Origin of the sequence: cf. Phormidesmis sp. LEGE 11477, from assembly GCF_015207105.1 — a bacterium.
In the GTDB taxonomy this organism is placed as follows: domain Bacteria; phylum Cyanobacteriota; class Cyanobacteriia; order Phormidesmidales; family Phormidesmidaceae; genus Phormidesmis.
In genome coordinates, this window is sequence record NZ_JADEXO010000006.1 from 23,268 (window position 1) to 35,388 (window position 12,121).

Genomic DNA, 12,121 nt, shown 5'->3' on the forward strand with positions numbered 1-12,121 from the left:
TCATATAGCAACCGCCGGATGCTAGCCACTTCTCCCCGCTCCCCCCTTCGATCCTCAAAGGCTGTACTCTTTAAACCTGTCCCATAGCCACGAAGATAGCCCATGTCCCGCCTTGCCCTGCTAAGTGTTTCAGATAAAACCGGTCTGATTGAGTTAGCCAAGTCGCTCACCGAAGAGCTTGATTTTGAAATCGTCAGTAGCGGCGGTACTGCAAAGGCGATTAGCGACGCGGGTATTCCAGTCATTAAAGTTGCTGACTACACAGGCTCTCCTGAAATTCTAGGAGGGCGCGTCAAGACCCTACATCCCAAAGTTCACGGCGGTATATTAGCCAGACCAGACCAGGCAGCAGATCAAGGTGATCTGACCGACAATGATATTCGCGCCTTCGATTTAGTCGTCGTCAATCTCTATCCTTTTGAGCAAACAGTCGCTCAGCCCGCAGTCACCTTAACAGCAGCCATCGAGAAAATTGACATTGGCGGTCCAACGATGATCCGAGCAGCGGCCAAGAATCACCGCTATGTCACTGTGCTGTGCAACCCCAACCAATATGACGACTATCTGACGGTAGCAAAGGCAAACCAGGGCAGGCCATCCCAAGAATTTCGCGCTTCCTGCGCCCAGCAGGCGTTCTGGCATACGGCAAGCTATGACTGTGCGATCGCGCAATATCTCACCGAGCAGCAAACCCTAGTAAATCAGCCAGACGAAGCGGCTGCCCTACCCGCTAGCTACGCCATCAACGGTCATTTGAAGCAGACCCTACGCTATGGCGAGAACCCTCATCAGAGCGCAGGCTGGTATCAAAGCGGTGCGATCGCCAGCGGCTGGGCAGCGGCCAAGCAGCTACAGGGCAAAGCGCTCAGCTACAACAACCTAGTGGATTTAGAAGGGGCTCGCCGAATTATTGCCGAATTTCCAAATGACGAGCGTCCGGCTGCAGCGGTCTTAAAGCACACGAATCCTTGTGGTGTGGCTATCGCCGACTCGCTATCAAAAGCGTATCAGCAGGCTTTTGACGCCGATAATGTTTCTGCTTTCGGCGGCATCGTAGCGCTTAACCAATCAATCGATGCAGAAACGGCTCAGGCACTAACAGGCACGTTTTTAGAGTGCGTAGTGGCACCAGCCTGCAGTGAGGAGGCCAAAGCAATTTTGGCTAGCAAAAAGAACTTACGGATATTGTTACTGCCAGATTTGGTGACTGGGCCAAGGCAGACTGTGCGAGCGATCGCAGGGGGATTTTTGACCCAAGCTTCAGACGACTTAACCGCAAATCCGACTCAATGGACCATCGTCACCCAAAAGAAACCTAGCGAAGCCGAGCTGGCCGAACTGCTTTTCTCTTGGCGAGTCGTCAAGCATGTTAAGTCTAATGCCATCTTGATTACTCGCGATCGCACCACTCTTGGCGTCGGTGCTGGGCAAATGAACCGAGTTGGAGCAGTCAAGATCGCCCTAGAGCAAGCGGGCAAACAGTCTGAAGGTGCGATTCTAGCGAGTGACGGATTCTTTCCCTTCGACGATTCTGTTAGAACAGCCGCAGCCGCAGGCATCAAAGCCATTGTGCAGCCCGGTGGCAGCATCCGCGATGAAGCGTCAATCACGGCTGCCGACGAACTAGGACTAGTTATGGCTTTCACAGGAACGCGCCACTTTCTTCACTAGAGGCTTTCCGCACTGAGGGCCTTCAAGCCAAAAACTCCAGGGCAAGCTTTGGACTGAGGATTTCGACCCTTCGTTCTCACTTTGCCGACGAAACAATACATCTGACGTACGTATTCAAGAATGCCAGAAGCATAAAAAAGATGATCTGAGGCGATAGCTGTCAATAATACGCATGTCTACGTGTGCCCAGATCTTCATAAGTATAGAATGCTGCTGGCGCTGGGTGCCTTCATACGCTAGCTAGCCGTTTTGCGCTAGGTATCCCCAATGGATAACACGTTAGGTTTCTTCGCTATGTTGACCTATGTAGCGACTCTTCTACCGAGTAACTTCAGGGCCGTTTTTCCTGCCTTCAGGTACACCTTTCTCTACAGGACTCTTCTAAAGAATCGTCGTTCTATTGGTCTTTGGACTTTTGCCCTCTCGGTTTGTCATGCGTGTGTTGTGTTCTATCAACACCACTCATCCCTAGCGGACATAGAGTTCTACCGCAAAAGCATCAGCGGTCTTTTGCTGCTATTCATTTTCGCGCTGCTCGCAGCTACATCCAATAACTGGAGCATTCGCAAACTTCAAAAGAACTGGAAGCGGCTTCATTCGCTAACCTATGTAGCAGCCTTTCTAATCCCCTGGCACATCACCGCTAAGATGTCCGACCAGTGGTCTGTAGTCACCGCTATCTGCATGACCCTAGCCATCAACGTCATCTGCCTATGGATGTTTAGAAAATATCAGGAGTTGCTTGGGTGAGACAGTATTGGACGAATCGTTAGACAAATCTCACTGGCCTCGCCTATCACAGCCGATGCAAAAAACTCCAGAACAGAAAGCTCAGTTCCGAGTCAGCCACTTCTGACCATTCAATCGCTGCAGCGTGTATAGCACCATCAGATCTAATGTAATTCGGCGCTCATCGCCCATGAACTGCTCAACCGTGCTGGGCACTGCACCGTTAGAGGTTAGCGTGAACACTTTTTGACCTGAGATGTCTTCGTCAATAAAGGCAATGTTGAATTGGCGATCGCCTTCACTGGCCTCTGTCCACTGCCCTTGAACCTGCCAATAGGGATCGTCACCGCTCTGACCCATCACCTCTAGCTTGCGCTTAGCAAACTCTAGGTTCAGCTCTTCAATGCCCTCCTTTGCCATAGCCTCTTTCAAACTAGGCAAATAGTGCTGCTCCATAAACTCATTAAAAGGTTTGTCCTCAAGCTTAGGCGGCTTCTTCTTCTTCGCAGGCTTTTTATCTGCGGTTTTGTCTGCCGCTTTCTTATCTGCCGGCTTTTTATCCGCAGTTTTTTTATCTGCCGGCTTTTTATCTGCGGGCTTCGCCTTAGAGTCAGCGGCTGGCTTTTTATCTGCCTCACCCGAGCCTTCCGAGCCTGCGGTCTTACCTGCTGGCTGATTGCCGGCCTTAGCGGTGTCCTCTCCAGAAGACTCTTCTACTTTGGCAACGGGTTCGTCTGGCTTCTTGTCATCCGACTGTTCTAGCCCCTTCGCATCGGCATCAGGCTTTGCAGTTTCTGCAACCGTATCTTCAGGCTTCGCACCTTCTACGATATTCTCAGCGTTTTGGTTCGACGGGTTTTGCTCTTCTGCCATGCTATTTCGCTTCTAGTTCGCTAGGGCACTGCGCCATAATTATAATAGACCCGCCTCACTTCGAGTAAAACCAAAATTCAATCTCGGAAGTCGCTTCATCGAACCGGGCAGAATGAGTAACCTGAGCCGGAACGTGATACCACTCACCGATTCTATAGCGGGTTTCTTTCCCATTCATAAGGAGTACAAGCTCACCCTGTGTAATCACACCGACATTATCCGTTTCATGGGTATGGGGAGGGATGACTGTTGCTGCTGGATATGATGCAAATAGCACGTCGCAGTCTTTCGCTTCCAATTTGAATGCGTCGAATGGTCCATCGAACTTTTGTAAAGACTGAAGCTGCTCTGGAAAATGCGTCATTTACTTTTCCCTTTTAGGCTGGCTGAAGCGTTTTTGCATGCTGGCGATACCACTCGACCGTCTTTTTTAGCCCTTCACGAAAATCGACTTGGGCTTCAAATCCAAAAGCCTGCTTAGCCCGCTCTGTGTCTAAGCAGCGACGAGGCTGACCGTTTGGCTTGTCAGCTTGCCAGACCAGATCACCTTCAAAGTCCATCACTTCACAGACTAGCTCTGCCAAATCTTTGATCGAAATCTCAGAGTTAGTACCTAAATTGACAGGAGCAGCATCTGAGTAGCGCTGAGTCGCCATCACGATGCCGCGAGCAGCGTCCGTGGAGTAGAGAAATTCGCGCGTGGGACTGCCATCACCCCAAACGGCCAGCGTCTTATCTCCGTTGACTTGAGCTGCGTGAACCTTGTGAATGAGCGCCGGGATAACGTGCGAGCTGCGCGGGTCAAAGTTGTCTTCAGGTCCGTAGAGATTGACAGGCAGTAGATAGATGCCGTCAAAGCCGTATTGCTGGCGATAGGCTTCGAGCTGTACAAGCAAAGCCTTTTTGGCGATGCCGTAGGGAGCATTGGTCTCTTCAGGGTAGCCTGCCCACAGATCGTCTTCTTTAAAGGGAACAGGGGTGAATTTGGGATAGGCGCAGATGGTACCGACGCAGACAAACTTTTCTGTGCCCGCCTGATAAGCCGCATGAATGAGCTGGGCACCCATCATCAGGTTGTCGTAGAACAGCTCTGCGGGCTTTTCACGATTAAGACCAATACCGCCCACGTGAGCGGCTAGATGAATGATCACATCTTGACCAACAACCGCGCGTTTACAGGCATCCATCTCAGTCAGGTCATAGTCGCGCGAGCGAATAACCTGGATCTGATCAGGGTTAGCCCCTGCTTGCCGCAGCTGATCTACTACCTGCTTGCCTAAAAAACCAGCTCCACCTGTGACTAGTATCTTCTTGTTTGCTAGTTCCATTGCCCTTTACCCCTGCCTTTGCAAAGCACTGCTTTCTATAGCTTTCCGCACTTTGCTTACTACACCACGAAAGGCTACAACCCTTGTCGTACAGCGCAAAGTGCCACAGCAAAGTGCGAATGCATCCGCGCTTTGCTATACATATGCGTACCATGCTATGAGCAGACCCACTAGAGAACACCACAGCTTGTGTGCAAAGTTTCATATACACAACTTATCTGCATAATGTCTGCAAGTGGACTGCGATCACATCGAAATCATCGATCGTGAGTCTTGCTAGTTTTGACTGAGGAACTAAGACATAGAGCCGATCATTTGGCGGCGAATAGTAGCTACGTTGAGACCGCCGTTGTTGCTGTTCATTGGCTGTTCACCAATTGCCTCTAAGTCGGCATCTACCATCAGCTTCACAAGTTCTTCAAAACTAACTTCTGGCTGCCAGCCCAAGACCTTATTTGCCTTACTTGGATCACCGATGAGCAGATCTACTTCAGCCGGTCTAAGGTAGCGCTCATCAAAAGCGACAAACTCAGTCCAGTCGAGGTTGACGTACTGAAAGGCAATATCTAGAAACTGACGGATAGAGTAGGTCTCGCCAGTGGCAATGACAAAGTCGTCGGGGACTTCATGCTGAAGCATTAGCCACATGGCTCTGACGTAGTCTTTGGCGTAGCCCCAGTCGCGTTTGGCATCCAAATTGCCAAGGTAGAGTTTCTTTTGCTGTCCGGCCACGATACGAGCGATCGCCCGAGTGATCTTCCTAGTTACAAAGGTTTCACCGCGACGGGGAGATTCGTGGTTGAACAAGATGCCGTTAGTCGCAAACATGTCATACGACTCACGGTAGTTAATAGTCTGCCAGTGAGCATAGACTTTGGCACAGGAGTAGGGACTGCGGGGATAGAAAGGCGTTTCTTCTGACTGAGGAACATGCTGAACTTTGCCGTACATCTCGGAAGAGCCAGCTTGGTAGTAGCGGACTTCGCTGCTGGTGCGCTGCTGGTAGTCGCGGATGGCTTCTAGCAGCCGCAGTGCACCCATCGCAACGGTATCTACAGTGTATTCGGGCGAATCAAAGCTGACGCGCACGTGAGACTGCGCGCCTAGGTTATAAACTTCGTTTGGCTGGACTTGCTCTAGGATGCGGCGAAGCATAGTGCCATCGTTGAGATCGCCGTAGTGCAAGAAGAGACTGGCATCTTCTTTATGGGGATCTTCATAGATATGATCGATCCGGTCGGTGTTGAAAGTAGACGTACGGCGGATGATGCCGTGAACTTGGTAGCCTTTGCTTAGCAGCAGTTCGGCTAGATAAGAACCGTCTTGTCCGGTGATGCCTGTAATTAGTGCCCGCTTCGCTTGGGTCATTATAAAAACGTTCCTCTATTTAATTAGGCTTAGATCAGCAGATATAGTGCTAAGTTTCGGACGCTACTTAGGACGTACAGCCAAAGCCTTGCCGTAAGTATGCCCAAAACTCAAATAGATAAAGAAAATTTGATGCCATTCACTTTTCTGCTTAACACTACAGGACTTAGCCGCTGGGACTAAGGCCCTTCTGTCAAGAGAATGTGATTTGTTGGCTGAATTGCAATGGCTAGATAAACCGCCAAAGAAGTGGCCAGGTAAATCTAGTTTTAAGCTCTGCGATCGCGCTCGATATCGTAAATAGCCTTCTCCCAGCACCACTGTTCTGGTCGATCAGGATTGCGATCGCTTACATCTTGTACTAGGCGCTGAGCCACAGAAGCATTGCCACCGACCAGTCTTAATAGCTGTTTGCGGGTGCTTCTAGAAACGCCTCTTTCACGGGGGAGGCTGGTGTGATGAGTGCCAGGCGCGCGCCGATTGATAGGCAAGCGATAGCCAGTAAGCCAGCTATAGACCGCTAGAAGTAAGGCGATCGCAATCACAATAGAAAGAAAAGACATATCACGTGAGTCGAAATATATGGCTTAGGTTAAGTCAAAAAACGTACAGCTGACATCCTTTTCAACACGGACGTGGAATTTCCTACAATCTTTTAGTCGCGGTTTTCTCATAGTGATTTTCTCCCAGAAGCTTGCCTAGGAGCTTATAAGAAGGCATAGAAGCACTAAAAAGGTGTAGAGCCGCTAAAACTAAATCACTAGGAGACTTGTTCTATTATGGTTGGTTCCGATATGGCTAGTTTGGATATTCCTCAATCCCGAGTCGAAGCTATTCTTTCTTTTTGGTTTGGCGATTCTACCGACCCAGACTACGGTCACTATCGCAAAAGCTGGTTCATCAAAGATCCAGCTTTCGATGAACAAATCCGTCAGCGATTCCTTACCGATACTCAAAAGGCCGCTGAGAGAGCCTATGAGAATTGGCAAGCACTCCCGTCAGCAGCGGTAGCGCTGATACTGCTGCTCGACCAGTTTCCCCGCAATCTCTACAGAGGTCAACCGCGCAGTTTTGCAACGGATGCACAGGCACTAGAAGTAGCTCAGCATTTGGTCAACGCTGGCCGCGATCGAGATCTAATGCCCGCACATCGTTTCTTTGTGTACTTGCCCTTTGAACACAGCGAGGATATGCACCACCAAAACCGCTGCGTTGAACTGATGGAGCAGATGATCGAGAACTTTCCCGATCTAGATCCAGGACTTAAAGGCGGTTTGGACTATGCAAAGCGTCATCGAGAGGTGATCGAACAGTTTGGCCGCTTCCCCCATCGCAATAAAATTCTAGATCGCCAAAGTACACCAGCAGAGATAGCTTTCCTACAGCAGCCAGGTTCGAGCTTCTAATCAGTCAGCACTACTGACGATTTGTGACGTATTCTAGCCAGATAGAGGCACACAAACCGATGTAGTGGGCAAAGATAGCGTTAATAACCGAGAAGACTACGGCAATATCTGCAGCGTTGATAAATGCTGATGAATCTTGAGTAGTCACACCGATTGCTACTTGCCTTAGTGAGCGAGTCCAAAGATCGGCAATCACGACTTCAGCACCAAAGATAGTGATCAACATACCAATCAAGCTGATAGAAATGCCGATGCGAATCGCTCTGATAGCGTCTTTGGGTTTGGGGCGCAGATCGGGATTGGTAGTACTGAGCTTGCGACCCAAAAGGACGTAGCGAAATCCCCAGAACGCGCTGATAAAGATAGTCAGAAGTCCTATTGTGGTAAATAGATCAGCAGAAGCGCTAGTGAATCCTGCATTTGGCTCTAATGCATTGAATATAAATAGAATGCTAGCAATAACGCCGACCACAACCTGTATCCACACGCTAGCCCACCCTACGCGCTTAAAATTCGCGGCAATACGGCGAATAGCGGGCGGCAGGGAGTAACCAAGTTCACCAGTCATAGGTGTGTTGCTCTAGTAGGAAGGGCATTAAGCTTATGGTAGTACGAATGACGGGCTGTGATTAGAGTTTGGGTATGGAAAGGTACAAGAACCAGGTAAGTGATCTGATTGCTCGATATCGGCATCGGGTGGACTACTTAGCGGTGCGGTTGGAGAAATCGCAAGGCTGTGAGATTCGGCTGCGAGGAGACGTGCCAGAGGCGCTGAGTGAAGGCGTAGCAATCGGTGGACAGGTTCGCGCTTGTTATCAGGGCGGCTGGGGATTTGCGAGCTTTAACCGACTGGGCGATTTGCCAGAGCGGATGGAAGATGCGATCGCGGCTGCTCGGTTAGTCGGCAACGACACGACTCGGCTGGCCCCTATCGATATCATCCAGACCACCTGCACGCTACCCCTGACCGGAACAGATCCGAGAAATGTTTCGTTAGCTGATAAAAAAGCGCTGTGCCATCACTACATCGACGTGATCAAAGGGCAGCATCCTGAGATTGCTTCGACAACTGTACGCTACGAAGACAGCTATCAGCAGGTTTTGATTGCGACTTCTGAAGGCACTTTGATCGAGCAGAACTGGACCGATCTAGAGATGCGATTTTCGGCAACGGCCAGACAGGGCGAGAAAGTCCAAACTGGACGAGAAACGGTCGGATCTCGGCGAGCTTATGAGGATGTATTAGGGCTAGAAGAGCAGGTCAAAGCAGCGGGCGATCGCGCTGTCAACGCCCTGACGCTGCCACCTGCCAAAGGCGGCATCTACACTGTGGTCATCGATCCGATTCTCAGCGGATTGTTTGTCCATGAAGCCTTTGGCCATTTGTCTGAAGCCGACATGATCTACGAAAATCCAGAGCTGCTAGAAACCATGTCGCTCGGGCGCAGGTTTGGACCCAAAGCGCTACAGATTTTTGACGGCGCTGCACCCGCAGGCCATCGCGGCAGCTATTTATATGACGATGAGGGCACACCCGCGACCACTACTCAGCTAATCAAAGACGGCGTATTGACAGGTCGATTGCACTCGCGCGAAACGGCAGGAGAACTGGGTGAGATGCCCACTGGCAATGCCCGCTGTTTGAGCTATCACTATTCGCCGCTAGTGCGGATGACCAATACCTGGATTGAGCGGGGTGACACGCCTGTAGCCGATTTATTTTCTGGAATTGACGAAGGCATCTACGCCCGCAACTGGATTGGAGGAGAGACCAACGGCGAGCTGTTTACCTTTACCGCTGGTGAAGCCTGGATGATTCGCGAAGGTGAAATTGCCGAGCCTGTACAGGATGTGACCCTTTCGGGCAACGTGTTCAGTACGCTAGCTAATATCGAAGCGATTGGTGACGACTTTTATTGGGACGAGTCAGGTGGCTGTGGCAAAGGCGGACAAAGTGGCCTGGCAGTCGGCTGTGGTGGACCCAGCTTGAGAATTAGAGACGTTGTGATTGGAGGGGAGGGTGAATGAGTCCTTCAAACACCTCAATAAGCTCCCCAGAGAAAATTGGTGAGACTGATAGCTTGCCGAATCTGCGTCTCTTTTTAGATACTGCTGATACGGCGGCTTGGGAAAAGTGGCTGCCGACTGGCATGTTCTACGGGGTAACGTGCAATCCGCTACTGCTAGAAAGAGCGGGCGTCGAATGTGAGCCCAGCGCATTAAAGTCCATAGCTCAAAAGGCTTTTGACTTGGGCATGCAAGAAGTTCACCTACAAGCCTGGGGCGATTCGGTGCCAGCGCTTTTGAACATCGGCAATCTGCTGAGCAGCTTTGACAAGCGGATTGTGGTCAAGCTACCCGCGACCCAGCCGGGTACGACGGCGGCCAAAATGCTGATCCGTTCGGGCATTCCGGTGACACTGACCGCTGTCTACTCTATTCATCAAGTCCTGATTGCAGCCGCTATTGGTGCGAGCTATGTCGCCCCTTATCTAGGCAGAATTGATGATTTAGGTCGAGACGGCTTTGCGGAAGTGGCGACAATGCAGCAGGTGCTAAAGGGTGTGGGCTCTACCACTCGGGTGTTGACCGCGAGCATTCGTAACGTGGAGGATATTCCTGAGCTAGCAGAACGTGGAGTGGATACATTTACGTTTTCTGATGCGATCGCCCAAGCGTTTTTCGACGTACCCGAAACCATTGCGGCAACTGCCGATTTTGAAAGAGCCGCTAACAGCAAAGCTATTAACAGTACTGTGTGATCTTTCAAGTGTTCTTCGGCGTTCTTTTGGGGAGCAATATCCGTGACTATCTACGAACAATCTGTCTTTATCCGTGCAAACTCCACCACCGTAGAACGCTGTTTTACAGAGCAGCACCTGATGCACCAATGGTTAAATCCGGCTTTGGTCTGTGAGCCGATAGGAGAGTGGCGAATGACCCTGGGCAGCGAATTTGATTTTAAGCTGAAGATTCCGGTGCTGGCACCTTCATTGCATAGCACTGTGATTGAACGGCAGCCGGGGCTGGTGGTTTGGGGATTTGATGGGTTTTTCGAGGGGCGCGATCGCTGGGAGTGCCAGCCCGAATCGAACGGAACGACACTGCTAAACCAATTTGAATTCACCATTCCCAATCCGCTAGTCAGCTTTGGCTTCAACCAGTTTGCAGCGGGTTGGACCAAAAAAGATATGGAAGCTCAACTACAGCGCCTAAAACAGGTTGCCGAACGCCTGTAGAAAAAGTGATATTCTCATGGCAAGCGCTAGCTAGCTGATACTTACCGTCATGAAATCTTTTGTTGCAACCACTAAGATTGCGCGTCCTCCAGAAGCGATTTGGGCTGTGCTGACGGATGCGACTAGCTATTCAGACTGGGCAACTGGCGTTCATCGTCTAGAAGGACGAATTGAGAATGGCGCAGTCTTGAAACTGTTCACGGTCTCTAAACCTGAACGCCCAATGAAGCTTGAGGTCAGCCATTTAGAAAGCCCTAAAACGTTTACCCTCAGCGGTGGTTTGCCGCTCAATCTCTTTAGAGGCGATCGCACCGTTACCTTAACCCCCCAACCCGATGGCACAACTGAGTTCAAGATGAGTGAGGTATTTAGCGGCTTGCTCTCTCCTATCATGAACCGCATGATTCCCGACCTTACGGACTCGTTTAAGGCATATGCTGAGGGTCTCAAGCAAAAGTGCGAGGGCTAAAAGTACGCTTTTCTCAACAATGAAGGTCTGAGCCTGTCAGAATCGTTGCGCTTGCTTAAAACTGTACTATGGGTCTCTTCCTAGGTCAGTTAACTCTGTTCTTCAAGAAGCTACTATAGCTCTCTGCACTTTGCTTGCTACACCACAAAAGGCTGAAACCCTTATTCCATAGTGCAAAGCGCCATAGCAGCGGTGCGACCCCGCGTCGTCGTACGGCGCTAGGGAACGCGCACCAAGACAGCGGTAGGAACCCGCGTCATCGCACGGCGCTAAGGGAACGCCTACCAAGACAGGGAACGCCTACCAAGACAAAGTGCGTAGGCTTTGCCTTCTCGAAGAGTATGCATCCGCGCTTTGCTATATCTATCAATTGCTCATGAGTTTTACTCAGTTAAGCTTATGGCTGTTTGTGCAATCTGATTTTGACTGATGGATCAGTAGTGCTCATGCAAACAGAATATGACCAAAGCAAAGATAGCAATACTCAAACACGGTCAGAGTAAAGCTTTTACTGTTGGAACGCTAATTGCATTTATTTGCTTTCTCGCACTACAAAGCTGCGGTGGAAACAACAAAGTTGCGACAGAGTGCTACCAACTACAAGAAACTACCAATACGCAGCAGCCCTCTTTGTCAGGAGCCATCAATAAAGCTTCTGAAACCGCGAAAGCTCCAGGATCGAAAAAGATTAGCAGACACTCTGAGCGCTGTAGAACTCTCTGATACTGAGTTACAAGAAAGACGCGATCGCATCGTGTCTTTCAATCAGCAGCTTCATACGCTGGGCCTACAAGCTGCTGAAGTGATGACCGATGATGGCTATCTCTCACGAAACAGCAGATCTGTTGTCACGTCGAGCAGCGATGCTCTTTTTGAGCTTAGCGACGATCTCATATTTAGGGCGCGACACGCCGCCTTCGAGCCTACGGCAGATAGTTATACTTGGAATCGCTGTGGCGATGATTGGACTGCTTAGCGATGGCATTTATGAGTTTTTTCGCGGGACAGCAGGTTCTGGCATTTGGGTAGCAATCGTTG

Annotated in this window: 14 protein-coding genes; 8 read left to right on the top strand and 6 right to left on the bottom strand. The window is 50.3% G+C overall.

All coding sequences use genetic code 11. The features are described 5' to 3' along the window. Positions 1 to 102: 102 nt before the first annotated feature. Together purH and IQ256_RS03195 are read left to right on the top strand one after the other, a co-directional pair. Complete coding sequence (purH, locus tag IQ256_RS03190) at positions 103 to 1,671, top strand: bifunctional phosphoribosylaminoimidazolecarboxamide formyltransferase/IMP cyclohydrolase (protein ID WP_193854112.1); 1,569 nt, start codon at positions 103 to 105, stop codon at positions 1,669 to 1,671. A gap of 267 nt (positions 1,672 to 1,938) precedes the next feature. Next, positions 1,939 to 2,421, top strand: coding sequence for a ferric reductase-like transmembrane domain-containing protein (locus tag IQ256_RS03195; RefSeq protein WP_193854113.1), 483 nt, complete (start codon positions 1,939 to 1,941; stop codon positions 2,419 to 2,421). A gap of 81 nt (positions 2,422 to 2,502) precedes the next feature. Here the strand turns inward: IQ256_RS03195 and IQ256_RS03200 are convergent, their stop codons facing one another. The 5 genes from IQ256_RS03200 to IQ256_RS03220 all read right to left on the bottom strand — a co-directional run bounded on the left by IQ256_RS03200 (position 2,503) and on the right by IQ256_RS03220 (position 6,532). Continuing rightward, positions 2,503 to 3,273 carry a DUF2996 domain-containing protein gene (locus IQ256_RS03200; protein WP_193854114.1) on the bottom strand — a complete coding sequence of 257 codons (771 nt, stop codon included), beginning with the start codon at positions 3,271 to 3,273 and terminating at the stop codon, positions 2,503 to 2,505. Positions 3,274 to 3,328: 55 nt separating this feature from the next. Then, positions 3,329 to 3,550 (bottom strand): cupin domain-containing protein, encoded by a 222-nt coding sequence (locus IQ256_RS03205; RefSeq protein ID WP_370623335.1) that lies wholly within the window; start codon positions 3,548 to 3,550, stop codon positions 3,329 to 3,331. 100 nt (positions 3,551 to 3,650) lie between these two features. Continuing rightward, complete coding sequence (locus IQ256_RS03210) at positions 3,651 to 4,601, bottom strand: GDP-L-fucose synthase (protein ID WP_193854116.1); 951 nt, start codon at positions 4,599 to 4,601, stop codon at positions 3,651 to 3,653. Between the two features lie 294 nt (positions 4,602 to 4,895). Then, positions 4,896 to 5,969 (bottom strand): GDP-mannose 4,6-dehydratase, encoded by a 1,074-nt coding sequence (gene gmd, locus IQ256_RS03215; RefSeq protein WP_193854117.1) that lies wholly within the window; start codon positions 5,967 to 5,969, stop codon positions 4,896 to 4,898. 269 nt (positions 5,970 to 6,238) lie between these two features. Further along, complete coding sequence (locus tag IQ256_RS03220) at positions 6,239 to 6,532, bottom strand: hypothetical protein (protein ID WP_193854118.1); 294 nt, start codon at positions 6,530 to 6,532, stop codon at positions 6,239 to 6,241. Between the two features lie 216 nt (positions 6,533 to 6,748). Here IQ256_RS03220 and IQ256_RS03225 point away from each other — a divergent pair, with 216 nt between their 5' ends. Next, entirely contained in the window at positions 6,749 to 7,375 is a 627-nt protein-coding gene (locus IQ256_RS03225) for a DUF924 family protein (RefSeq protein WP_228024526.1), read from the top strand. Between the two features lie 10 nt (positions 7,376 to 7,385). On the opposite strand, the gene IQ256_RS03230 is transcribed toward IQ256_RS03225, so the two are convergent. Continuing rightward, positions 7,386 to 7,943: a DUF3611 family protein gene (locus IQ256_RS03230; protein WP_193854119.1), complete on the bottom strand. Its 558-nt coding sequence runs from the start codon at positions 7,941 to 7,943 to the stop codon at positions 7,386 to 7,388. A gap of 74 nt (positions 7,944 to 8,017) precedes the next feature. Here IQ256_RS03230 and IQ256_RS03235 point away from each other — a divergent pair, with 74 nt between their 5' ends. From IQ256_RS03235 to IQ256_RS03255, 5 genes are all read left to right on the top strand, one after another. Beyond that, on the top strand, positions 8,018 to 9,403 hold the full coding sequence (locus tag IQ256_RS03235; RefSeq protein WP_193854120.1) for a TldD/PmbA family protein: 1,386 nt from the start codon (positions 8,018 to 8,020) through the stop codon (positions 9,401 to 9,403). Next, positions 9,400 to 10,137, top strand: a complete 738-nt coding sequence (locus IQ256_RS03240) for a transaldolase family protein (protein ID WP_193854121.1) — start codon at positions 9,400 to 9,402, stop codon at positions 10,135 to 10,137. The genes IQ256_RS03235 and IQ256_RS03240 overlap by 4 nt, the downstream gene beginning before the upstream one ends. 42 nt (positions 10,138 to 10,179) lie before the next feature. After that, a complete protein-coding gene (locus tag IQ256_RS03245; protein ID WP_193854122.1) occupies positions 10,180 to 10,614 on the top strand; it encodes an SRPBCC family protein in 435 nt (144 codons plus the stop codon). A 49-nt stretch (positions 10,615 to 10,663) separates the two neighbouring features. After that, positions 10,664 to 11,083, top strand: coding sequence for an SRPBCC domain-containing protein (locus tag IQ256_RS03250; protein WP_193854123.1), 420 nt, complete (start codon positions 10,664 to 10,666; stop codon positions 11,081 to 11,083). Positions 11,084 to 11,837: 754 nt separating this feature from the next. Continuing rightward, positions 11,838 to 12,059 (top strand): hypothetical protein, encoded by a 222-nt coding sequence (locus IQ256_RS03255; protein ID WP_193854124.1) that lies wholly within the window; start codon positions 11,838 to 11,840, stop codon positions 12,057 to 12,059. Positions 12,060 to 12,121 lie beyond the last annotated feature (62 nt).